The sequence below is a fragment of the Pseudoalteromonas sp. NFXS53 genome (genome assembly GCF_056629255.1).
The window spans coordinates 1-22,719 of sequence record NZ_JBWVBR010000034.1; the positions used below are offsets into that span (position 1 = coordinate 1).

General features: G+C 36.8%; 19 protein-coding genes and 1 tRNA gene. 17 read left to right on the plus strand and 3 right to left on the minus strand.

Features of this window, described 5'->3' with window-relative positions; all coding sequences use genetic code 11:
* Positions 1–83: 83 nt before the first annotated feature.
* Together AC1HJP_RS20685 and AC1HJP_RS20690 are read right to left on the minus strand one after the other, a co-directional pair.
* A complete protein-coding gene (locus AC1HJP_RS20685; protein ID WP_480363389.1) occupies positions 84–959 on the minus strand; it encodes a TIGR03899 family protein in 876 nt (291 codons plus the stop codon).
* Positions 956–1,321: a hypothetical protein gene (locus AC1HJP_RS20690; RefSeq protein ID WP_480363390.1), complete on the minus strand. Its 366-nt coding sequence runs from the start codon at positions 1,319–1,321 to the stop codon at positions 956–958. The genes AC1HJP_RS20685 and AC1HJP_RS20690 overlap by 4 nt, the downstream gene beginning before the upstream one ends.
* Before the next feature lie 409 nt (positions 1,322–1,730).
* On the opposite strand from AC1HJP_RS20690, the gene AC1HJP_RS20695 reads away from it, so the two are divergent.
* Entirely contained in the window at positions 1,731–3,923 is a 2,193-nt protein-coding gene (locus AC1HJP_RS20695) for a bifunctional diguanylate cyclase/phosphodiesterase (RefSeq protein ID WP_480363391.1), read from the plus strand.
* A gap of 307 nt (positions 3,924–4,230) precedes the next feature.
* Here the strand turns inward: AC1HJP_RS20695 and AC1HJP_RS20700 are convergent.
* Positions 4,231–4,306: transfer RNA gene (locus AC1HJP_RS20700), tRNA-His, on the minus strand.
* Between the two features lie 175 nt (positions 4,307–4,481).
* Here AC1HJP_RS20700 and AC1HJP_RS20705 point away from each other — a divergent pair.
* The 16 genes from AC1HJP_RS20705 to AC1HJP_RS20780 all read left to right on the plus strand — a co-directional run bounded on the left by AC1HJP_RS20705 (position 4,482) and on the right by AC1HJP_RS20780 (position 22,123).
* Entirely contained in the window at positions 4,482–5,297 is an 816-nt protein-coding gene (locus AC1HJP_RS20705; RefSeq protein ID WP_480363392.1) for a mechanosensitive ion channel family protein, read from the plus strand.
* 18 nt (positions 5,298–5,315) lie between these two features.
* A complete protein-coding gene (locus tag AC1HJP_RS20710; protein ID WP_480363393.1) occupies positions 5,316–6,101 on the plus strand; it encodes a DUF481 domain-containing protein in 786 nt (261 codons plus the stop codon).
* Between the two features lie 125 nt (positions 6,102–6,226).
* Positions 6,227–8,824, plus strand: a complete 2,598-nt coding sequence (locus tag AC1HJP_RS20715) for a polysaccharide biosynthesis/export family protein (protein ID WP_480363407.1) — start codon at positions 6,227–6,229, stop codon at positions 8,822–8,824.
* A 37-nt stretch (positions 8,825–8,861) separates the two neighbouring features.
* Positions 8,862–9,815: a Wzz/FepE/Etk N-terminal domain-containing protein gene (locus AC1HJP_RS20720; RefSeq protein WP_480363394.1), complete on the plus strand. Its 954-nt coding sequence runs from the start codon at positions 8,862–8,864 to the stop codon at positions 9,813–9,815.
* Between the two features lie 48 nt (positions 9,816–9,863).
* Positions 9,864–10,907 carry a UDP-N-acetylglucosamine--undecaprenyl-phosphate N-acetylglucosaminephosphotransferase gene (gene wecA / locus AC1HJP_RS20725; protein WP_480363395.1) on the plus strand — a complete coding sequence of 348 codons (1,044 nt, stop codon included), beginning with the start codon at positions 9,864–9,866 and terminating at the stop codon, positions 10,905–10,907.
* A 28-nt stretch (positions 10,908–10,935) separates the two neighbouring features.
* Positions 10,936–12,075 carry a non-hydrolyzing UDP-N-acetylglucosamine 2-epimerase gene (gene wecB, locus AC1HJP_RS20730; protein WP_480363396.1) on the plus strand — a complete coding sequence of 380 codons (1,140 nt, stop codon included), beginning with the start codon at positions 10,936–10,938 and terminating at the stop codon, positions 12,073–12,075.
* 68 nt (positions 12,076–12,143) lie between these two features.
* Entirely contained in the window at positions 12,144–13,301 is a 1,158-nt protein-coding gene (locus tag AC1HJP_RS20735; protein ID WP_480363397.1) for an oligosaccharide flippase family protein, read from the plus strand.
* Positions 13,282–13,794: an acyltransferase gene (locus AC1HJP_RS20740; RefSeq protein ID WP_480363398.1), complete on the plus strand. Its 513-nt coding sequence runs from the start codon at positions 13,282–13,284 to the stop codon at positions 13,792–13,794. Before AC1HJP_RS20735 ends, AC1HJP_RS20740 begins: the two co-directional genes overlap by 20 nt.
* Positions 13,781–14,848 carry a polysaccharide pyruvyl transferase family protein gene (locus AC1HJP_RS20745; RefSeq protein ID WP_480363399.1) on the plus strand — a complete coding sequence of 356 codons (1,068 nt, stop codon included), beginning with the start codon at positions 13,781–13,783 and terminating at the stop codon, positions 14,846–14,848. Before AC1HJP_RS20740 ends, AC1HJP_RS20745 begins: the two co-directional genes overlap by 14 nt.
* 1 nt (position 14,849) lies before the next feature.
* A complete protein-coding gene (locus tag AC1HJP_RS20750; protein WP_480363400.1) occupies positions 14,850–15,977 on the plus strand; it encodes a glycosyltransferase family 4 protein in 1,128 nt (375 codons plus the stop codon).
* Between the two features lie 32 nt (positions 15,978–16,009).
* On the plus strand, positions 16,010–17,107 hold the full coding sequence (locus AC1HJP_RS20755; RefSeq protein WP_480363401.1) for a polymerase: 1,098 nt from the start codon (positions 16,010–16,012) through the stop codon (positions 17,105–17,107).
* Entirely contained in the window at positions 17,098–17,958 is an 861-nt protein-coding gene (locus AC1HJP_RS20760; RefSeq protein ID WP_480363402.1) for an ATP-grasp fold amidoligase family protein, read from the plus strand. Before AC1HJP_RS20755 ends, AC1HJP_RS20760 begins: the two co-directional genes overlap by 10 nt.
* Positions 17,948–18,760 (plus strand): glycosyltransferase, encoded by an 813-nt coding sequence (locus AC1HJP_RS20765; RefSeq protein WP_480363403.1) that lies wholly within the window; start codon positions 17,948–17,950, stop codon positions 18,758–18,760. The genes AC1HJP_RS20760 and AC1HJP_RS20765 overlap by 11 nt, the downstream gene beginning before the upstream one ends.
* Positions 18,760–19,638: a glycosyltransferase family 2 protein gene (locus AC1HJP_RS20770; RefSeq protein WP_480363404.1), complete on the plus strand. Its 879-nt coding sequence runs from the start codon at positions 18,760–18,762 to the stop codon at positions 19,636–19,638. Before AC1HJP_RS20765 ends, AC1HJP_RS20770 begins: the two co-directional genes overlap by 1 nt.
* A 297-nt stretch (positions 19,639–19,935) precedes the next feature.
* Positions 19,936–21,102 carry a nucleotide sugar dehydrogenase gene (locus AC1HJP_RS20775; protein WP_480363405.1) on the plus strand — a complete coding sequence of 389 codons (1,167 nt, stop codon included), beginning with the start codon at positions 19,936–19,938 and terminating at the stop codon, positions 21,100–21,102.
* Position 21,103: 1 nt separating this feature from the next.
* The gene (locus AC1HJP_RS20780) at positions 21,104–22,123 is read left to right on the plus strand and encodes an NAD-dependent epimerase (protein ID WP_480363406.1); all 1,020 of its coding nucleotides are present in this window, start codon (positions 21,104–21,106) and stop codon (positions 22,121–22,123) included.
* Positions 22,124–22,719 lie beyond the last annotated feature (596 nt).

Here is a 22,719-nt window from a genome sequence, read left to right on the forward strand (position 1 = left end):
TACTGCTTACTGCTTACTGCTTACTGCTTACTGCTTACTGCTTACTGCTTACTGCTTACTGCTTACTGCTTACTGCTCTAAAACTAACTCCATTCACAAGTAAACTCTTCCTGCATTGCATGCTCTAACAATTGCTTATACTGCTTATTTACCGGTGCGGTGATCAGGCGTTTTAGTTCCTCTCCGGTTTGAGTCAGTTTATAATAACTTAAGACCAACTCATTGCTCTTGGCTGTCAGCGTTAATTTTTGACCTTGAAAGCTTAAACTAAAACTCTGCCCTTGCTTTAGGCTAGGCGATTCTATTTCTTTTCTGTACATTAAACCAATATCCATCAAAGTGAGAATATTGGGAAAGCTCAAGCCTGATTGGGCTAAGTTAATTGACTCTTTATTCCCTTTACGTAAAAGGTCAAAGAAAGACGGCTTTTTATAGTAGCCCAGCATAATAAGGTAGCTTCCTTCATACTCAACAAAACCGCATAAAGGCGCGCATTTTTGTAATGCGTTGGCTTCTTTTTGGGTCATTTGCTTAAGTGTTTGTAGGCTTTTTATTGAAAATGTGCCAGGAGATAGGGTTTCACCTACCAAAATTTTAGCCCATAAAGTTTGCATAGCCTGGTTGGTAATGTCTTCGGCAAGCGCAATAAAATGTTCGAGCCAGTCGGGATCTGGGCGACCCTTGCTGATCACATCTGGGCATAAACTTAAGGCGCCAGCCATAATGGCTTCAATATTAATTTGTCGTTGTACTTTTTGCAGCTGCTGCCTTTTGAGTGCGCGTTTGAGTGCAGAATTATTCGATTGCACAGAGTACTCGACGGTGCGCTTTCCTTGTGCTGAGTATTCAGGTTGGTCGGACGTTTTTTTAAAAGACGCTTTCTTTACCATTGGGTAACCAAGCTTCTCTTCAATCAGTAAAGCGAGACTTGCTTTAGTATTCGCCTTTTTTACCGTCATTGCATGTCCTTATCTGCAAGTTGAATATGTGAACGTAAATTATTTACGCTGGAAGTAAACATTTTATCGACAAGTGAGCGAATATATAAAACAATAATGCCCCCACTCACCGTAGAATGAATGGTGCCTTTCAATGAGTGGCTTATGGTTAACACATTATCGTTGTGAGTGAGTTTTAAGTTTCCAAGCAATGCATGCTCATTATTGATCAAGATAGAGTACTGTAGGTGGCTTTGAGATACTTCAGTAATAGTAATCTCAATATCAGCGCTCGAGGTTTGTAAAAATACATTTGCGCCTAAGGTGTTGCTTGGAGATGAAACATCAATACTGAGTTTTGGACTGAACTTATCCCATGCCATAAGCTGAGGCCAGTGTTTCAAGTCAAATAGGAGAGGTCTTATTTGTTCCTCAGAGCCTCTGAGGTCACTTGCTTGCTGAATACTAAAATGCCGTGGTAAAAACACCAATACCAGAAGCACAAGCACCATAGTTAGCAAGCTAAACTTTAACGTTTTGGCACGAATAGAAATAACCGCACTCCTCAAATGATATTGGCTAGTTTTACTTTTATTTCGATAAGATAGTCTATACTAATTCAATGACCTAAATAAATAAGTTGCAATTAAGCAATTGATGTTGAAGTCATTAGGGTTTACCTCAGCTAACAATTAAGATATACCTTAAAGCAAGCGAACATACCCACTTCATTTACGTTTTATTAAAAATAATAAAACTTTAACTAAAGCGGTAGAAGTTGAAGGAATTTGAATGGCGTCTGAGCAAGATGACTTTTTGTTTTTAGATCATGAAGATGATACACCAGATAATAATCAGCCTCAGAGTTTCTGGGACATTCTGGTTGTTGATGATGATCCTGAAATACACTCTGTAACCAAACTTGCTTTATCTGGCGTTGAGTTTTGGGGCAAGGCGCTGCGCTTTCATCATGCTTATTCGGGTGAGGAGGCGATTCACGAGTTAATCCATAATCCTGAAATATGCTTGTTACTGCTTGATGTGGTGATGGAGTCAGATGACGCTGGTCTTAAAGTTGTCAAAAAAGTTCGAGACGATCTCGATAATCATAATGTTCGAATTATTCTAAGAACGGGCCAGCCAGGGCATGCGCCTGAAGAGCAAGTTATTCGAGAATACGACATCAATGACTACAAAATGAAAACTGAGCTTACGCGAAGTAAGCTAGTGACGTCATTAATGACTGCTTTGCGTTCGTTTCAACAAATATGTGAGCTTCAGGCCCAAAGTGAAGGTTTAACAAATATTTTAAGTGCCTCCAATGCGATTTTAGGGCACAACAACATCAGTGGCTTTAGTCAGGCAGTGGTGATGCAGTTGGCTAATATTTTAGCGAATGACGCCAATGGCTTTGTGTGTGCTCAAGTTTCAGGTACTAATTCATTGGTTTTGTTAGGTGGTACAACGCAATATCACGAATTCATAGGGCAAGGTGTTGAACAACTCGATAATGGCCGTGCGATTATGCAGGTCAAAACTTGTATTGAGCAGCAATGTCATCAACAGACCGAGCATGATCTCACGCTATTCTTAGAAAAAAACAATGAACAGGCAGCGATTTTTATTGAACTCGCTTTGCCTCCGATGCCGCGGCAAATTCAGTTTGCTGAGATCTTCTTAGCAAACGTCAGTGTGGGTTTAGATAACATAAAGTTATTTAGCCAAATCAGAGAAGTCGCATATAAAGATCCCTTAACAAAGTTAGCAAATCGCACTAGCTTTGTAGAGCATTTAGAGAAAACCCCTTGTGACGAAGGTTTATCTCTAATTTTGTTAGACATTGCTCAGTTCTCAGATATCAATAATGGCTTAGGGCAAGAAGTGGGCAATCAGTTATTGATGGCTGTCATGCAACGTCTAGAGCAAGATATTCCTAACGCAAAAGCCTTAGCTAGAATTGGCGCTGACGTTTTTGCGTTTTTACTTCCGACCAGCTCTTTTAATGAAGAGTTACTCGTTGATGCGCTTACAATTCCTTATCAGTTGAAAGAGCATTTATTGTCTATTCACTTTCATATTGGCTTATGTAAATGTGAAGACTTCAGTGACACTGGTCTAGAAACCTTAAAGAAAGGTTACATAGCGCTTAACCAAGCAAAGCAGAGTCATAAGGTTTTTGATTGGTATACATCAGACTTAGAAGAAAAAATGGCATGGCGTCTAGGTTTGATCAGGCAATTAAGAAGTGATTTCGAACAATATAAACTAGAAGTCTGGTATCAGCCGCAATTTTCTCTAAAAACGCAGCAAATTATAGGTTGTGAGGCTTTATTACGTTGGCCATCGGGGAATGGTCGCTATATTTCTCCTGCTATTTTTGTGCCGCTAGCTGAAAGCTCAGGTTTGATCGTTGAAATAGGACAATGGGTACTTGAGCAAGCTTGTCAGCAGCAAAAACGCTTTGCTCAGTTAGGGCTTGATATTTGTGTCGCTGTAAACGTGTCGGTGCCTCAATTTAAAACGCCCGATTACGCTAAAACAGTGATGAATACACTTGAGCAATATCAGGTACCAAGTAGCAAGATTGAGCTTGAGGTGACTGAAAGTGTGGTAATGGACGAAATAGGAAGCGTCATCGATACCTTAGACGAATTAAAACGTTATGGTATTGAAGTGGCCATCGATGATTTTGGTACCGGTTTTTCTTCGCTAAGCTATTTACAGAAGTTGCCTTTATCTCGTCTCAAAATCGACAGAGCTTTCATTAAAGACATTCCTGAGAGCGATACTGGCGCGATCGCAGAGTTAATCGTTTCCCTTGGTAAAAATCTCGGTTTAAAAACCATTGCAGAAGGTGTTGAAACACAAGTTCAATTAGAGCGTTTGCAGCAAATGGGCTGTGATGAAATTCAAGGATTCTTACTTGCTAAGCCAATGCCGGTTGATGAACTGATGGTGTTTGCTCAGAGTAAGCTAGGCTCTTAGTTATTACTTTCAACGCTTATTTTTAAATTATCGAGAAAAATTAAAGGATGCAGTTTTAATGTAGGTCGTCATTTATGGCGACAATATTAACTGTTTTAGTAAGCTACAACCGATTTATGATTTAAATACAAGTAAATAATAGTTTTTAGGTTCTAAAAAAGGCATTGGTTATTTGGAGTATACGCTTGAAGGTGGTCACTCATGGCGACAGAAGAACAGAGCAATACTTTAATGAAGTTTAAAATGAAAAGATGAAAACCCGGAATTTAAAAATAAGATTTCTGGTACGAAAAGACAAAAGAGAAGATGGGGCGACTGATGGGGCTCGAACCCACGACAACCGGAATCACAATCCAGGGCTCTACCAACTGAGCTACAGCCGCCGCAATACCACCTTGTTTGGTGTGGCGCGCATAATACATAAAAAAACTCGGCTTGCAAAGCATAAATTCGATTTTATTTAGATTTAATGAAAAAGTATTTTTTCATAAAGGTAAAGTTCATATTCAGCATGTATAATGCGCAAAAAATCACTCATCAAAAAATTAAGGAGAGTGCATGGACGTTCTAATCAACTGGATCAACGAAAATTCAGATCTAATTACTCACTATATTTTGCAAGGCATTTTAGCCATCGTAATTCTACTATTAGGATTAAAGGTCGCTAAGTTCTTTGGTAATTTAACCGAGAAAGCATTTGCAAAAAGAAAAATTGATAAAGCGGTTGCTGGCTTTATCTCAAATATTGTCTATGCGCTGGTATTCGCTGCGACGGTATTAATGGCCTTATCGCAAGTTGGTATCGAAACAACATCGTTCGTTGCCATCTTAGGTGCTGCAGGTTTAGCCGTAGGTTTGGCGCTTCAAGGCTCTTTATCGAATTTTGCTTCTGGTGTATTAATTATCATTCTTCGCCCGTTCAAGTCGGGTGATTATATTGAAGCAGGCGGCAAAGCGGGTAGCGTTGAACGCATAGAGATATTTGCGACAGAATTACGCACTCCAGATAATAAAGTCATCATCATGCCTAACTCAGCAATCATGGGTGGCGCGATTGTTAATTACTCTCGCCAAAAAACTCGCCGTATCGATTTAGTTATCGGTGTGAGTTATGACGCTGATCTTCGCCAAGCAAAAGAAGTATTAAATAGTGTACTAGACAAAGAATCTCGCATATTAAAAGAACCAGCCTATACTGTTGCTGTTTCTGAATTAGCTGATTCAAGCGTAAACTTTGTTGTTAGACCTTGGGTTAACACAACAGAGTATTGGCCAACTTACTTTGCCTTGGTCGAAAACATTAAAATCGCGTTAGACGAAGCTAATATTGCTATCCCATATCCACAAATGGATGTTCACCTACATAAAGATTAATTACAGGGTAATCTATAAATGAAATTAAAACTTTTATCTCTTTGCGTTATTGCAGCAACCTCTTTTCAAAGTTTCGCAGAAGAAGCGAAAGAGCAGAAAACATGGGATGTAACAAGTGAAGTAGGTGCGATTATCACCAGTGGTAACACCTCAACTACTACACTTAAAGGTGGCATCAAAGCAAAGCATCATTTAGAGAGCTGGAACAACGAGTACAAGCTAGACGGTATCTATAAAGAGGATGAAATTGAAAATGATGAAGGCGTGCGTGAGAAAAAGCGTACTAATGAAAAGTATTCAGCATCTGCACAAGGTAACTATAAGTTAAATGAAGATCATAGCCACTTATTCGTCTATGGTTCGTATGACTCAGATTACTTTGGTGCATACCGTAATGAAGCTGTACTTTCTGTAGGTTATGGCTTACGTTTACTTAATCGTAGCGATATGTATTTAAATGCTGAGATTGGTCCTGGTATTAAGCGCTTTGAACACCAAGAGGATAGCTCTGAACTTGATGAAAATGGTTTTTCACTAGCTGGAGAAACAGAGAGTGAAGCAATTGGCGTTGCGAAGTTAGACTATAACTGGCAGATTTCAGATAACGCACGCTTCACTCAATTAGTTGCAGTTGAATATGGTGATACAAATACAAAAACGGTATCTGAATCTGCACTATTGACAAAAATCAACGGCTCACTACAGATGAAATTTGCTTATAACATCACGCATAACTCAGATGTAAGTGATGATAAAGAAAATACAGATACTGAAACGTCTTTAACATTAGTTTACAGCTTTTAACAGAGCATTGTCGTAAACTTGTAATATAGACAAAAAAAGGGGCGCTAGCCCCTTTTTCTATGTATGGTAATTCGTGTAGAATATGCAATCTTTTTGGCCATAGCTTATAGGATTTAAGTTTGAATATGTTTTTTAAACGTGTTTTTGTATTGATTTTAATGCTTTTTTCAAGCATTTCACTGGCATTTACACCAACCCAAGCACAAATTGAACAGTTTAAAAAATTGCCAAGAGCTCAGCAAGAAGCACTTGCGAAGCAATATGGCATCAATTTATCTTCTTTAGGTAATAGCTCTAAGCTATCTCAAGCATCGACTCAAGAAAATCAGTCTGTGAATGAGCGTGAGGGGACTGAAAAAAAGAACGGAATCGAGCGCTTAAATCCGACTGATAAACCTCTGAAGCCGTTTGGTTATGAGCTTTTTTCTGGTAGCCCGACTACTTTCGCTCCACCGGAAAACGCATCAGTAACAGATGCCTATGTGTTAGGTCGAGGTGATCTGGTAACTGTTGCTTTCTATGGTAAAGAAAGTGTTTCTCACACTTTAAAAATAGACAATGAAGGGCGTTTATTGATCCCTAACTTTTCACCAGAGCAAGTTGCTGGCCTAAAATATGGTGAATTCAAAAAGCTAATTCAAAATAAAATCAAAAAAGAAGCAATTGGTTTAAATGTGCTCGTTTCAATGTCTCAATTAAATCCAATGCGCATTTTGGTTGTCGGCGAAGCTTACAAGCCTGGCAGCTTTATGGTTTCGCCACTATCTACTGTAACTCATGCTTTATACGCTTCTGGTGGCTTGACTGACATAGCTAGTTTGAGAAATATTCAGGTAAAACGAAATGGTAAAACAGTCGCTACTTTGGATTTATACGACCTACTACTAGATGGTAACACTGAGGGTGACATTAATCTTCGCTCTGGTGATGTCGTATTTATTCCATCGGTTGGCCCACAAATAACGGTGAATGGTGCGGTTAAAAGAGAAGGAATTTTTGAATTAACGCAAGAAGATGATCAAGCATCATTGGTAAAAATGTTTGGTGGCTTTAAAGAAAATGCATTCACTAAGAATGTAACTGTCCGCCGAATTGTCGATGGTGCAAAAAGTCGCATCATTTCTGCTGATTTTTCTGAGTCAACTAGTGGTTTTATGCCAAAAGCCGGGGATCTACTTACTGTAAAAGAGGTGAGTAAAGCCGTTACAAATTCCGTTACTTTAATCGGTGCGGTAGTTAGGCCTGGCTCGTACGAATGGTATGAAGGTATTACCGTTGATAAGTTGTTTTTAAACTTCCGAGATGACTTACTTCCTCAAGCCGATTTTAATTATTCAATCATTGTCAGAGAGAAATCTGCGCTAGGTGAAATAGAGGTAGTTCAATTCTCTCTTGCAGACGCGCTTCAGAGCAAAAATATCGCTCTTGAAAAGAATGATGAAATCTATGTTTTTAGTCGCTTTCAGAAGAAAGATGTTGAAGAATTGGCGCTAGCAAATTTAGCTTTGACAGAAGAGCAGAAACGTCAACAGGAAAAAGTTAAATTATGGCATATTTTTGAGTTTGAACAGTTTAAGAACACAGTTAAACTATCCAATGAAATTTCAGAAAATAAATCTACTACTTTCAGTACATTTGAAGATCAAATATATGCAAGCTTTAGTCGTAAAGAGCTACTAAGACCAGTATTAAAACGCTTAGAGTTTCAAAGCTCTAACCTAACAAAGTCACATATATTAGAAGTGCGTGGGCAAGTTCGATTCCCAGGGAAATACCCTTTGTCATCAAACTTAACAGTAAAGAAGGCGATTAAAGCTGCAGGCGGCCTGCTAGAATCAGCTTTCACAGAAAAGGCTGAGTTAACAAGGTTTATTAATACAGAATCAAGTCTTTTTGAGCATCTGCAAATCGATATCAACGATGAAAAAGTCTTAGCCATGCAACTGGAAGGAAAAGATACATTAAATGTACTTATGCAACCGAATTGGCAAGATGATTATAAGGTGAATCTTGCTGGTGAAGTTCGATTCCCAGGAACTTACACCGTAAACCGCGGTGAAACTTTATATGACGTTATTGAGCGTGCTGGGGGGTTATCCGCTCATGCAGAACCAAAGGCAGCGATATTCACTAGGAATGCTATTAAAAAGCAAGAACAGGCTCAGTTAGCTAAGCTTTCGGAAGAGTTAAGAAAAGAAATAGCATCTAAAAGCTTTCAGCAATCTGTGGGTGGTGGAAGCTCAATTAACTATGATGAAGTTAGCAGACTTTTGAATGACCTAGCAAGTGTTGAAGCTGTTGGGAGACTTGTTATAGACCTACCTGGAATATTAAAGAAAGATGAGCTCTTAATATTACAAGATGGTGATTCTTTATTTGTACCGGGAAGGCAAGATTCAGTTTCAATTATTGGCGAAGTTAATTACTCATCTTCACATTTATATAAGTCAGGTGTGTCAATAGAGCAGTATTTAGAATTAAGTGGTGGTATTAAAGACCGAGCTAATGAAGAGCAAATTTATGTCATTAAAGCTAACGGTGCTGTTTTCATTCCAAAATCATCGGGGTGGTTCTCTGTTAATTACCAAAGCCAATTAGAGCCAGGCGATACTATTGTTGTTCCAATGGATCCCTCATATATGGATAGTCTAACACTTTGGAATACAGCGACTCAGATACTATTCCAGCTGTCAACTAGCATAGCTGCAATTTCAAGGATATAAAACAGGTGAGATGTAAAATGCTTTATAGAGGTTCTAAATGAAAAATGTTATCTCAGGTAAGGAAGAGTGCTCTCCTAGTAACAGTTTTACATTAAAACAACTATTTGAAGAAATGTGGCAGGGAAAGTGGATAATTATTTTTTCATGCACAGTGCTATCATTGCTATCCGTAATATTTGCGTTGAACCAAAAAGATGTATACAAAGCTGAAGTGATCCTTGCGCCTGTCTCTCAAAATAATGCCACAGGAATTGGTGGGATGCTCACAAGCCAACTGGGAGGATTAGCGAGTTTAGCTAATATAAACCTTGGTAACGATACTGGTGTCAATAAGATACAGTTGGCTATGCAAATTGTTAGTTCGAGAAAGTTTATTTCTTCATTTGTCGAAAAGTATGGAATACTGCCAGATTTAATGGCATCAGATGGATGGAATAGGGGTACAAATAAAGTTATTTATAATTCTGAGCTATATGATGAAACTAATTCTAAGTGGGTTCGTAAGGCCGCATCGCCTTTTAAGCCCAAGCCCTCTTACCAGGAAGCACATGCAGCATTTTTGAGAGTTTTCAATATCACTCAAAATAAAGAAACTGGTTTGATTTCATTAACCGTCATGCACCACTCTCCATTTGTAGCGAAGTATTGGGTTGATAATATTGTGCTGGAAATAAACGAAGAGCTTAGGCAGTCAGATATTTTGCAAGCTGAAGAGAGTATTGCTTTCCTAAAAAATGAGTTAAAGGAAACAAATGTTTCAGACATTAAGAGCGCTCTTCATAGTTTAATAGAAGAGCAAACTAAGACTATAATGTTTGCGAATGTTCGTGAGGAGTATGTTTTTAAGACAATTGACCCTGCTCTAGTTCCAGAAGTAAAGGATGGACCTCGTCGAGCGCTTATATGCATTTTAGGCTTTATTGCAGGTTTCTTGTTAGGTGTATTAATAGTAGTTACTAAATTTTTTAATACCGTAAAAAATGAAGGTTAAAACTGTATCTCAATGAATAACTTTAATTTTATTTAGGTAATGTAATTTATGAATAATATTATTCCTTTGATTACCGCATTTTCTTTTTGTTTTATAGCAATAATTCTTGTTCAGCCTATGGCTGTTAGAATTGGGCTTGTTGATACACCTTGCTCTAGAAAAAAGCATGAAGGGAGAATTCCTCTAATTGGTGGTGTTGCTATATATTTTGGTGTTTTGATATCGTCATTATTCTTTTTTGAATATTCATATCAGTATGCTGTTTACCTAGTAATAACGTCTTTTATACTAATTTTAGGAGTGCTTGATGACAAGTACTCTTTGAGTGTACGTTCAAGGGTGCTAGCACAGATTATAATTGGTTTAGTTATGATCTATGAAGCAAAACTTTTATTAAATAGTTTTGGCTATATTTTAGGTTTTTTTGAACTAAATTTGGGTGTGCTTGGTCCTTTTGTAACCGTAATAGCTGTAATCGCAGCTATAAATGCGTTTAATATGGTTGATGGCATAGATGGGTTGGCTGGTGTATTAAGTCTGGTAGCTTTTTCAGGGCTTGCAATTATGTTAAGTGCAGCAAGTTCACATTGGTATTTACTTGCAGTGTTATTCATTGCTTCTATTATCGCTTTTTTACTTTTTAATCTCAGGTGGCCGAAAAAGAGTATGGCTAAAGTGTTCATGGGGGATGCTGGAAGTATGCTTATTGGCCTTACAATAGTTTGGCTATTACTTATCGGAACGGACTCAGATGTGCAAGCTTTCAAGCCCGTTACAGCTTTATATTTAATTGCTATACCATTAATGGATATGGTTGCAATTATGTATAGAAGAATAAAAAAAGGAGTTTCCCCATTTAAACCTGATCGAGAGCACTTGCACCATATTTTCGAAAGAGCAGGGTATAGCAGAAAACAATCGCTTATAAGAATAGCAATCATGTCAGTTATCCTGGCATCTTTGGGTTGTACTTTAGACATGCTCGGCATATCAGAATGGGTTATGTTTTCAATTTTTATTGCCATTTTTTTAATCTATATTTATAGCTTACTTCATATTTGGCGCATTTTAAGTTGGGTTAGAAAACATTAATTCGAATCATATATTTAGGTAGAAATCAATGGCAATTAAAGTTCTAAGCGTTTTCGGTACTCGTCCCGAAGCAATAAAAATGGCGCCTTTAGTTAAAGAGCTTGAAAAAGATAATAGATTCAGTTCAAAAGTTTGTGTTACCGGGCAACACAGAGAAATGCTTGATCAAGTACTTGATTTATTTGATATAGCTCCAGACTTTGATCTTAATATCATGAAGCCGGGGCAGTCTTTGTCAGATATTACCGCTCGAATTTTGGTTGAAATTTCACCGGTTCTGAAGTCTTTCAAGCCTGATATTGTTTTGGTTCATGGAGATACTGCCACCACATTTGCTGCGAGCCTTGCAGCATATTATGAGCAAATTTCTGTGGGTCATGTTGAAGCTGGTTTAAGAACAGGGAATATTTACTCGCCATGGCCTGAAGAGGCTAATAGGAAGTTAACTGGGGCTTTAACTACTCTCCATTTTGCACCTACTGAATCTTCAAAGCTAAATTTATTAAATGAGAATTATTCTGATGACAGTATTGTTGTAACTGGTAATACTGTTATTGATGCTCTTTTTCTTGCTAAAGATAAGCTTCAAGCCGATAAAGCGTTAATCGAGAGTTTAGCAACAAGTTTCTCGTTTATAGAACCATCAAAGAAGTTAATATTAGTAACTGGCCACAGAAGAGAAAGCTTTGGGCAGGGGTTTGAAAATATTTGTAAGGCATTATCTTCAGTTGCGAAATCAAACCCTAATTCGCAAATCATCTATCCTGTGCACTTGAACCCTAATGTTCAGGAGCCAGTAAATAGGTTGTTAGAAGGTATTGATAATATTTATTTAATCGAGCCTCAACAGTACCTACCTTTTGTTTATTTAATGGATCGCGCTTATTTAATTTTAACTGATTCTGGTGGTATTCAAGAAGAAGCGCCTAGCCTCGGTAAACCTGTAATTGTAATGCGAGATACTACAGAGCGTCCTGAAGCAGTTAATGCTGGAACCGTTAAGTTAGTGGGAACTGATCCAGAAAAAATTATCAATGAGATTAACATACTTCTCCAAAACCAAGATTCATACAATAAAATGAGTGAAGCGCATAACCCATATGGAGATGGCAAAGCTGTTTTACGTATCCTTGATAGCATTGCTAGTCACTTTAGTGAAGATGATTAAAATTTTGACACATGAAAAATATGATAACTTCATTTTTGTCATAACTTAATAGCGCTTACCTGAAGATTATGACTTTATTAAATGCCGTTTTTAATATTGGCGCGTCGCGCCTTGTGTCTGCGTTTATCGCATTTTTGGTATCTTTTGTACTAATGTCAGAGTTGTCTGTAACAGACTTTGGCAATTTTTATTTTTACCTTTCGATAATTACTTTAGCAACGACACTACCGTGTATCGGAATAAATAATAGCTATATCTTTAATAATGATGAAGCGCTTGAAGGAAAGTTTATATCATTAAAACTACTTCTTGTTTTTTCTTTTTCTACTGGTGCTTTTTTATTGTACTTAGTGGGTCTGCTGTCTGATGTTATGATTTTAATAAGCCTTGTTACAGGGTTTATTTTTTCTTTTTTTGATAGCCATTTATCTAATCTTCAATGTAAAAAAAAATTCAAGCAGTATGCCTTGCATCTTCCACTGAAGAATATATTAGTTTTTACTTTGGTTTTCATTCTAGTCGATAAGATTGACGAGCCAGTGTATGTATTTACCTTTGTTGCAATAGCTACTTTAGTTGTACTTTTTTATTATTATTTCGGTAAGTTGACAATCAATATGGACTTTAATTTATTTAAGTCCATGGCGGGAGGTTTTTACTTTTTTGAAATATCCTCTTTAATTATGGTTAGGTCTGAAACTTGGTGGTTAAAGTTTTATAGTGAAGCAGGAGAGGTCAACGAGCAAAGTTTGGGAGTATTTGGTGCTGCTTTTACTGTATGCACAATTGTTTCCATAGCAGCTACCGCAGTAAATTCAGCAATGCTGCCATTCATTAAAAACAAACCTGAATTACTAAGATTACGAAACCTGGCCTTGTTATCTTTTGTGGCTGTGTGCTTTTTATTAGCTTACTATTTTGTGAGCTGGTTGATTATTGATATTTATTTCGAAGATAAGTTTAGTGCATCACTTAGTTACATTCCATATATATTAATTGGCATGTTTTTTAGTTTTATTGCGGGCGTAGTCAGGTTGGATTTGGTCAGAAGAGACCTATTAGCTTACCTTAATAAAGTATATTTATTACAGTTGGTTATTACGATAATAGCCGGAGCCGTATTTATTTACCTATATGGTTTGATGGGCGCGATAGCCGTTTTTGTTGGTGTTCGTTTTTTAGGCCTTATTTTTATATGTGCAAAATATGATTTCAAAATTCATTAAACGTTTATTTAAGAAAGACAAATTTAAATCTTTAGGTAAACAGTCAATTATTTCTCCTGGTAAGTTTTTTGTTTCTGAAAAAATTGAGATAGGCAAAGCCTGTTACGTGGGACCTGAAGCGTATTGGTATGGAGCAGGTGGTATAGAAATTGGTGATGGAACAATATTTGCTCCTCAGTCAGTTATCTGGACTGCTAATCATAATTATGAATCAAAAACTCTAATTCCATATGATCATGGTATTGATGAAAAGAAAGTAGTGATAGGTCGTGGGTGTTGGATAGGATTTGGTGTCAAGATCTCTCCTGGAGTTGAGTTAGGTGACGGAGTAGTCGTTGCTATGGGAAGTGTAGTAACAAAAAGCTTTCCGAGTTATTCAATAATAGGTGGAAACCCAGCAAAAGTAATTAAGACAAGAGAAAATATTCAAAACTTTAACACTTTACTAAAATCAGAACGTTATTACATAGAGTCTAAAAATGAAACAGTATAAATGCTTAATTCGTGGTGCATATGGCGCATATAACTTCGGTGATGATGCATTATTGGATGTGATTTACTCGAAGCTACGAAGCAAATTCAGCGGTGAGCAGATCTGTATATGGGGTAGTAACGATGTATATATATCAACTTGGTATCCTTCGACAGATGTTTTGACAAAAAAAGACTTGTACAACGTGAAGTGTGAAAACCTTATTTATGGAGGGGGAACACAGTTCTATGATTTTGGTAAAGGCAGGAATAATAAACAGATTCTAGGCTTTTTCACAAACCCTAGATATGCATTTAACAAAATAAAAAATAAACTTCTTGATAGCTCAAGAAAACCTGTTGAATATGAAAACGAACTCTATGTTGCTGTTGGCTTAGGTCCATTCAGGGAAGGATCTGTTATTAAAGAAAATGTGTTGCAAAGAATGAGTCGGTCAAACTTTGTTGCTCTAAGAGATGAACGAAGTATTCAATATGCAAATGAAAAAAAAATCGGTGTAATAAAAACAGTTGATTTGTGCCTTTCGAAGAATGTTGAGGTCGGTAAGAAAGATTCAGGACGGATAGCAGTTATTTTGCGAGATTGGGAGCACACAAATTCCAAATACACAATAGAGCACTTATTCGAAGCTTTGAGCGGGCTCGATCTAAACATGATAGATTTTGTGACATTCGGTAAAGACACAAAGTTGAAGGAGTTTATACGAGAAAAGGGTTTAAGCTTATATGAATGGGACCCTACATCTATGACTATAGACTCCTTTCTAGACAAACTTGGTAGTTATAAGATGATTTTTTCTAGTAGATATCATGGTGTAATATATTCTGTTCTCTTAGGTGTACCAGTAGTGGCTCTTCCTATTGAGCCTAAGTTAGTTCAGGCATCTAAAGAGTTGTCAGGTGTGATTCTTTTTGATGAAAATAATGGCTTTAGTCATTACGAATCTCTTGTGAGTGATAACTATGAAGAAATCGTTTCTGAACTACTAAAAACTAAAGCAGAGAAACAGAAAGAATCTAGTTCAGTTTTAGATGCTATGTTGGAGAAACTATAGAATGAAGAATTTTATTATAATCATTGATAGGCTTTATTCTTTAGATGGAAAGAAAATAACGATAGGTGGTATTCAGACATATTTAGCTGCACTATCAAAGGTTATTTTCAGTAACTTTGGTGTAAAACCATATATTTACCAAAGTGCAGAACAAGAGTTCGAAGTTGAAACCGAGCACTATATCGTTAGAGGGGTTTCAACAAATGGAAAAATTAATGCCAAAAAAGCGTTTGATGAAGTTGAAAAGCGCTTTTCAGGATCTGACACTTTGCTGATCTGGGGTTCAGATCAATATTCACTATCTCAAAATAAGTTTCAGGCTATAAATATACAGCATGGCATTGGTTTTGATACAGAGGCTATGCATTCACCAATCAAAAGACTCATGGTGAAAACAGGTTTAACATGGTTATATAAACTTCTTCAAAGATACAAAGCAATTAAAATCTTTGAAAATGCATCAGCTGCGGTTTGTGTCGATTATAACTTCTTAAATTGGTATAGAACTTACAGGTCATCAGGGCAAATCTCAAACAATGTACATGTGATCCCTAACTTTACAGATGTGCCTGAGCGACCTTTTAGAAAATCAGAAGATGTGATTAAAATTATTTTTGCAAGACGCTTTGTTGCGAGAAGAGGGGTTGAAATAGCCATTCCACTTGCTAAGTATTTGGTTGATAAGTACAAGAATGTTGAGTTCCATTTTGCTGGTGATGGTCCTAAAAAGAAAGAGGTAGAGGACTTAGTTAATAATAATGAGCGTATATTTATGACTAAGTTTGAAAGCTCTGAGTCAATTGATTTTCACTCGGAATATTCAATCGCGCTTGTACCTTCAGTGGGTTCTGAGGGGACTTCTTTATCTCTTTTAGAAGCAATGGCATCTGGCTGTGCAGTAGTAGCGTCAAATGTAGGCGGTATGACTAATATTATTCTAAATCAGTTTAATGGCTCTTTGGTACCTCCAACTTTAGATTCTTTTAAAGAAGAGGTCTCGACGCTAATTGAAAATAAAGAAAAACTTTATTTATATCAAAATAATGGTTTTAAAACAGTTGAAAAGGCTTTTTCTAAATCCAAATGGGAAGCAGAGTGGGTAAAAGTTATTCGTTCTCTATTGAAGTAATTTTATCTAAATTGGTATTGACGTGGCTATTTATGGCCATGTTCTTACCTTCAATGAAATTCTTTTTATTTAGTCCTGTTCTTAACTTTGCATGTATAGGGATAGGTTTTGCTATTCTTTTAATTGGTATAAAGCGTTTTGAAATTGATATTGACGGTCTATATGCTCTAGCTGTTTTTACTCTGTTTTTTGCCTTATTAATGTCGTCATTTTGGCAAGGCTATAGTTCGTTGACAACATCTTATGCGATGAAAATAATAAGTATCTTATTATTTACATTTCTTTCTATCTTTTTTGCAAATAGAACAGATTTAAGCGGCTCTTTTCTAGTAAAGCTTGCTGTTTGCTATGGTGTTTTTTTCTGTTTGTCAAGATTTCTTGGAGTTATTAAGGTTTCTGGATTTGGCGCGTTGAGCTATCTTAATTTAGCTTTACCAATCGGTATGGCTGTTATTGCTAATTATCTGCTTTACATAAAATCAAATGGGTTTATCAAGAAAGTACTTTTACTATTTAGTCTTCTTTTCCTTTTAATATCATTGGTAATGACGCCAGCGAGAGGAGCGTTACTCGGAACGCTTTTGATCCTAACTTTTATGAGCTTTAAATATCAAAGAAAAAGGCATATTGCTTACCTGCTACTAAGCATTGCCCCTGTTTTGATATTGTATTGGGAACTCATTCAGTCATTCTTTACTTTCTTTTTTGTTAAGATGGAAAGGCTGGTTTTTTCAGTAGAAGAAGAGGCTAGATATAAATATTATGTTGGTGTTTTCAGTCTTATTTCCCAACAATTTTATGGATTTGGTCTACGTTCGTATGAGTTGCTGCTTGGCTTTTACCCTCATAGTTTATCATTAGAGATGTTAATTGTAGGCGGTTTTATACTTGCAGGCACATTTTGGTCAATTATACTGCTTTGTTTTATAAAAATTTATAAGTTTTATGGGAAATATACAGACTTAGATTACATATATTTAATAGCTGTATATTTTTTGATTCAGTGGCACCTATCATATGAGTTGAGTTCTGCTTATGGTGTCTTCATTTGTTTAAGCTTTATCCTCAGCAAATCGGTTTACATTCCTAATAAACCGACAGTTAATCACGGGAGTCAACTTTGCGTTTAAAATCTATTGCTGCTTTGCTGCTAAAGCCTATTCCAGATAGCCTTTTTTCAGCCATTAAATATACTTTTTACCATAGAGAAATTCCGAATTTTAATGGTAAGAGTTTTAACGAAAAAATATTTAGAAAAAAATGCGGCTTAGTTTCTGAGAGAGAAATATCCTTGCGAGAAAAGTCGGCTGATAGGCTTTTAGTTAGAGACTATATCCAATCTTTAGGAAGTAGTGTCGAACTTATACCTTTATTATGGAGTGGAAAAGTATTTTCTAGAGATGTATGGGAAAAGTTACCTAATAAGTTCGTTATCAAAGCTCGACATGGCTCTCAGATGGTCTTTATTGTTGATAAAAGCAAGGACTCTTATGAATTGGTGTTTAGTAAAACTGAGCAATGGAAAAAAAATAACTACTACCTTTTAGGGCGAGAATGGGTTTATAAAAATACTCCCCGAGAGCTTGTTGTAGAAGAGTTTATAACGTTCGAATCTGACGTTCCGCCAGACTATAAGTTTTTCTGCTTCAACGGGAGTGTTGAATTAGTTCAAGTGGACTTGGACCGTTATGGTTCACATAGAAGAAACTTATATAACAATACGTTCGATTTACTTGATACTAAATTTGTTTATGAGAAAGGTGAAAAGATTCCTAAGCCCGGGTTGTATGAAGAAGCATGCCAAATAGCTAATAAGTTATCTAGAGATTTTGATTTTATTCGAGTAGATCTTTATATACTTGATGACAAAGTTTATTTTGGCGAATTAACTAACTTTCCGGAAAATGGTTTAGGTCGTTTCTCACCTCGTAGCTTTGACCTTGAGTTGGGGGCTAAGTTGGAACTAAAAAATGCAGAGTAAGATTGCCGTTTTAATGTCTGTATACAAGACAGATCGATTAGACTTCTTAAAACTTTCTGTGGAAAGTATTTTTCAACAAACTTTGCAGGATTTTCATTTTTACATTGCGGTTGATGGTCCAGTAGAAAGCGAAGTGAGAGTTTACCTTGAGGAAGTAAGTAAAAGCCCTAAAGCTTCAGTGTTTTTTTATAGTGATAATATAGGGCTAGCAGCTAGACTGAATATGCTTTTAGACGAGGCATGTAGTAAGGACTATGCGTACTTCGCAAGAATGGATGCTGATGATATCTCTTTACCTGAGCGATTTGAAACACAGGTTAGTTTAATTTCAAAACACAATATTGATGTGCTTGGCACTGACGTTGAGGAAATTGATGAATTTGGTGCTTTTAAGCAACATAAGACAATGAACTCATCTCATCAAGAAATACGAAAAAATATAGTCCGAAGATGCCCTGTAAATCACCCATCAGTAATGATGAAAGCGAACTTATTTAAAGAGCAAGGCTTTAGGTATGACAGTACTTTGATGAATACTCAAGACTACGAGTTATGGGTGAGGTTAATGCTGCATGGGGCTGTTTTTGGCAATGTAAATAAGGCGCTCTTACAATTTAGGGTTGATAAAGATTTCTTCAAAAGAAGAAATAAAAAGAAGGTGTTTAATGAAGTTCGTTTTAAGTACATTGCCTTTAAGAAGCTTTCTCATAGATTTTCGGATCTCTTATTTATAGGTGCATTTTTTATGATGAGAATGTCACCTGATTTTATAAAAAAAATAGCATATAAGAGGTTTAGGTAATGAAAGTCTCTGTAGTTATAACAACAAAAAATAGAGTAGAGTATTTGAAGCGTGCTGTTAGCTCTGTTTATGAACAGTCGTTTGTTCCACATGAGCTTATTATTGTGGATGATTTTTCTGATAAGCGGTTGCCTGAAGAAACCATAAAAGGTTTCAAAGAGCAGGCAAGTAGCTTAGGGATCCACTTCTTATATTTTTATAACGAAGCTTCAATGGGTGGTAACTTTTCGAGAAATCTAGGAGTAAAAAATAGCCAGGGTGAAGTCATACACTTTTTAGATGATGATGATTATTGGTTAAAAGACAAGATCCAGCGTCAGCAGAAAGTTTTACAGAGTAATAAAGACTATGGAATTGTTTACACTGGAAAGCAATTTGTTCGAGACTTAGATCTTAAAAAGTGCTTTAGAAAAAGTGGCCATAGTGACAAAGAGCAGTCTATTTGGTCTGGAAACTTTATAGGCTCTACATCAGGGGTTGCACTTAGAAGAGAGCTTTTTGATGCCGTTGGTGGTTTTGATGAAAAACTAAAGTCATTACAAGACTATGATTTATGGATCCGAGTTTTAAAACATAGCAAAGCAATGTGGGATCAAGAGTTCAATCTACTCTATACTGTACACTCTTCTGTAAAAGGGCAAATAACGGGCAATGTGGATAAACACATAGATACAGTGAACTACCTATTGAAGAAATATGACGGTGATTTAGCTAAACTACCAAGGTCAAAGCGCAATATTTTTAAATCTAGGCTACAGCACGTGATAGCGAGGGCATATAGAGTTAATGGCGATAAACTATTTTTGCGTCATATGCTTAAGTCACTTACATTACGTCCATCGCTAAGAACGTTAGCCTTAATTTTTAATATTAGGTAGCAAGTTTCTATATCTGATTCAAGTACAGCTTTTTGTCTCGGAAGATTAATGTTTTTACGTTAGCAGGCTGATTAAAGCGGCACTTTAATGTATCGAAGTAATCAATGTGATAAAGCACATTCTTAATGTATAAGTTTAAATTGTGATTTGTTATAATTTGTCGTTTGTTTATTTAAATTAGTGAAGGGCTTCATTAGCTCTCTTATAGCAAACTTGAAAAGTAAGTTAGTAGGTTCTGAGGCCTTTTTTAAGTTGCTTGACGAAGAAATTATTAAAATTTATTTAGAGTGAAATCAAATGAAAATTACCGTTGTAGGAACTGGTTATGTTGGCTTATCAAATGCTTTATTGCTAGCAAAGCATAACCAGGTGGTAGCGTTAGATATCGATGAATCTAAAGTAGAGTTGCTAAACAATAAAGTTTCTCCTATTGAAGATGTAGAAATATCAAAATACTTGAAGGACGACAACCTAAACTTTAAAGCGACGGTCGACAAGCAAGAAGCTATTAAAGGTGCTGAGTTTGTTATTATCGCAACACCGACAGACTATGATGTTGAAACAAACTACTTTAATACCAACTCAGTTGAAAGTGTTATTCAAAGCGTTTTAGAGATTGAGCCGTCAGCAACGATGGTCGTGAAGTCAACTGTTCCCGTAGGTTTCATAAGTTCAATAAAGTCAAAGTTCGATATTGAAAATATCATGTTCTCGCCTGAATTCTTAAGAGAAGGAAAGGCACTTTACGATAATTTATACCCATCTAGAATTATTGTAGGTGAGCGTTCAGAAAGAGCTGAAGTATTTTCTGCACTATTGGCACAAGGCGCACTAAAAGAAGATATTGATATCTTGTTTACTGACTCAACAGAAGCCGAAGCTATTAAACTCTTCTCAAATACTTACCTTGCGATGCGAGTTGCCTACTTTAATGAGCTAGATAGCTATGCTGAATCACATGGTTTAGACACGAAACAAATCATTGAAGGTGTGAGTTTAGACCCTCGTATTGGTGCACATTATAACAACCCTTCATTTGGCTATGGCGGTTATTGCTTACCAAAAGATACTAAACAATTATTGGCTAACTACCAAGATGTACCAAACAACATGATCCGTGCAATTGTAGACGCTAATACAACCAGAAAAGACTTTGTTGCTGACGCAATTATTGCAAAGCAGCCTAAAGTAGTAGGTGTTTACAGACTGGTTATGAAATCGGGCTCTGACAATTTTAGAGCTTCGGCCATTCAGGGCGTAATCAAGCGTATAAAAGCTAAAGGCATCGAAGTCGTTATTTATGAGCCAACCTTTAACGAAAAAGAATTCTTCCATTCGAAGGTAACCCAGTCTCTTGAAGAGTTAAAATCATTATCTGATGTGATCATTTCAAATAGAATGTCTGATGATTTAGCTGATGTGGCTAACAAGGTGTATACAAGAGATATCTTTGGGTGTGACTAATATGAGTTTAGAAATTAAAAAGTATTTAGTAACCGGTGCCGCGGGCTTCATTGGCGCAGATGTATGTAAAAGCTTATTGTCTAAAGGTCATAATGTAGTTGGAATCGATAATATTAACGATTACTACGATGTAAACTTAAAAAAAGAACGTTTAAATACCGTTCCAAATGAAGGTTTTAGATTTAAGCAAATTGATATTAGTAATAGACCTGAAATAGAGCAGTTATTTGAATCTGAACAATTTGATGTTGTGATCCATTTAGCGGCCCAGGCGGGTGTTCGATACTCAATTGAAAATCCGCATGCATATGCTGATAGTAACTTAATCGGGCATTTAAACATTTTAGAAGGGTGTAGAAACACAAAAGTGAAGCATTTAGTTTATGCTTCATCTAGCTCTGTTTATGGTTTGAATGAAAAAACACCGTTTGAAACATCAGATTCAGTTGATCACCCTGTTTCTTTATATGCTGCAACGAAGAAATCGAATGAGTTAATGTCACACAGTTACTCGCATTTATATGATTTGCCGACAACAGGATTAAGATTCTTTACCGTATATGGCCCTTGGGGCAGGCCAGATATGGCACCATTTATTTTTACTAAAAAAATATTGGCCGGTGAAACAATCGATGTGAATAATAATGGCGATATGTGGCGAGACTTTACTTATATCGATGATATCGTTGAAGGTGTTGTACGTATCTCAGAGGTTATTCCAACACGAGAAGATAACTGGAAGGTAGAAACAGGCACTCCGGCATCAAGCTCGGCACCTTATTCGGTTTATAACATCGGTCACGGCAGCCCAATTAACCTGATGGACTTTATCAAAGCAATTGAAGACGAGTTAGGTATTGAAGCGGTTAAAAACTTTCGAGAGATGCAACCTGGTGATGTATATAAAACCTATGCAGATACCACAGACTTGTTTGACGCGGTTGGTTATAAACCAGCAGTAGGCGTTAAAGAAGGCGTTGCTAATCTAGTTAAATGGTACAAATCACACTACGGAGTGTGATTTTGAAATAGGTGTAATCAACACCCACCCTATTTGTCGGGCCTAATGCCCGACAATCTTAGAACACACCATATTTATACTATTGCTATAATAACCACAGACAGAGGCGTTTCCTGGTAGCAGCGATTTTATATCGCGTAATAAGTTTACAAACCTAAACACCTGTAGGCCGCGGCTTTAGCCCGGCAAAGGAATATGTCTATATCAAAATTCTTCCATGATAAGTGACAACCACACACTCCTAGACCTAGCACCTGTAGGTCGCGGCTTTAGCCCGACGAAGAAATAGCTCCATATCAAAATCCTGCCATTATAAGTGATAACCACATACTCCCAGACCTAACACCTGTAGGTCGAGGCTTTAGCCCGACAAAGGAATATGTCCAGAACAAAATTCTGCCATCATAAGTGATAACCACACACTCCCAGACCTAACACCTGTAGGTCGAGGCTTTAGCCCGACAAAGGAATAGCCCCATATCAAAACCCTGCCATTATAAGTGATAACCGCATACTCCTAGACCTAACACCTGTAGGTCGAGGCTTTAGCCCGACAAAGGAATATGTCCAGAACAAAATTCTGCCATCATAAGTGA

Excerpts from the sequence above, each read along its gene's own strand:
- AC1HJP_RS20685 (WP_480363389.1), bottom strand. The coding sequence starts at position 959 with ATGACGGTAAAAAAGGCGAATACTAAAGCAAGTCTCGCTTTACTGATT.
- AC1HJP_RS20690 (WP_480363390.1), bottom strand. The coding sequence starts at position 1,321 with ATGGCATGGGATAAGTTCAGTCCAAAACTCAGTATTGATGTTTCATCT.
- AC1HJP_RS20695 (WP_480363391.1), top strand. The coding sequence starts at position 1,731 with ATGGCGTCTGAGCAAGATGACTTTTTGTTTTTAGATCATGAAGATGAT.
- AC1HJP_RS20705 (WP_480363392.1), top strand. The coding sequence starts at position 4,482 with ATGGACGTTCTAATCAACTGGATCAACGAAAATTCAGATCTAATTACT.
- AC1HJP_RS20710 (WP_480363393.1), top strand. The coding sequence starts at position 5,316 with ATGAAATTAAAACTTTTATCTCTTTGCGTTATTGCAGCAACCTCTTTT.
- AC1HJP_RS20715 (WP_480363407.1), top strand. The coding sequence starts at position 6,227 with ATGTTTTTTAAACGTGTTTTTGTATTGATTTTAATGCTTTTTTCAAGC.
- AC1HJP_RS20720 (WP_480363394.1), top strand. The coding sequence starts at position 8,862 with ATGAAAAATGTTATCTCAGGTAAGGAAGAGTGCTCTCCTAGTAACAGT.
- wecA (WP_480363395.1), top strand. The coding sequence starts at position 9,864 with ATGAATAATATTATTCCTTTGATTACCGCATTTTCTTTTTGTTTTATA.
- wecB (WP_480363396.1), top strand. The coding sequence starts at position 10,936 with ATGGCAATTAAAGTTCTAAGCGTTTTCGGTACTCGTCCCGAAGCAATA.
- AC1HJP_RS20735 (WP_480363397.1), top strand. The coding sequence starts at position 12,144 with ATGACTTTATTAAATGCCGTTTTTAATATTGGCGCGTCGCGCCTTGTG.
- AC1HJP_RS20740 (WP_480363398.1), top strand. The coding sequence starts at position 13,282 with ATGATTTCAAAATTCATTAAACGTTTATTTAAGAAAGACAAATTTAAA.
- AC1HJP_RS20745 (WP_480363399.1), top strand. The coding sequence starts at position 13,781 with ATGAAACAGTATAAATGCTTAATTCGTGGTGCATATGGCGCATATAAC.
- AC1HJP_RS20750 (WP_480363400.1), top strand. The coding sequence starts at position 14,850 with ATGAAGAATTTTATTATAATCATTGATAGGCTTTATTCTTTAGATGGA.
- AC1HJP_RS20755 (WP_480363401.1), top strand. The coding sequence starts at position 16,010 with ATGGCCATGTTCTTACCTTCAATGAAATTCTTTTTATTTAGTCCTGTT.
- AC1HJP_RS20765 (WP_480363403.1), top strand. The coding sequence starts at position 17,948 with ATGCAGAGTAAGATTGCCGTTTTAATGTCTGTATACAAGACAGATCGA.
- AC1HJP_RS20770 (WP_480363404.1), top strand. The coding sequence starts at position 18,760 with ATGAAAGTCTCTGTAGTTATAACAACAAAAAATAGAGTAGAGTATTTG.
- AC1HJP_RS20775 (WP_480363405.1), top strand. The coding sequence starts at position 19,936 with ATGAAAATTACCGTTGTAGGAACTGGTTATGTTGGCTTATCAAATGCT.
- AC1HJP_RS20780 (WP_480363406.1), top strand. The coding sequence starts at position 21,104 with ATGAGTTTAGAAATTAAAAAGTATTTAGTAACCGGTGCCGCGGGCTTC.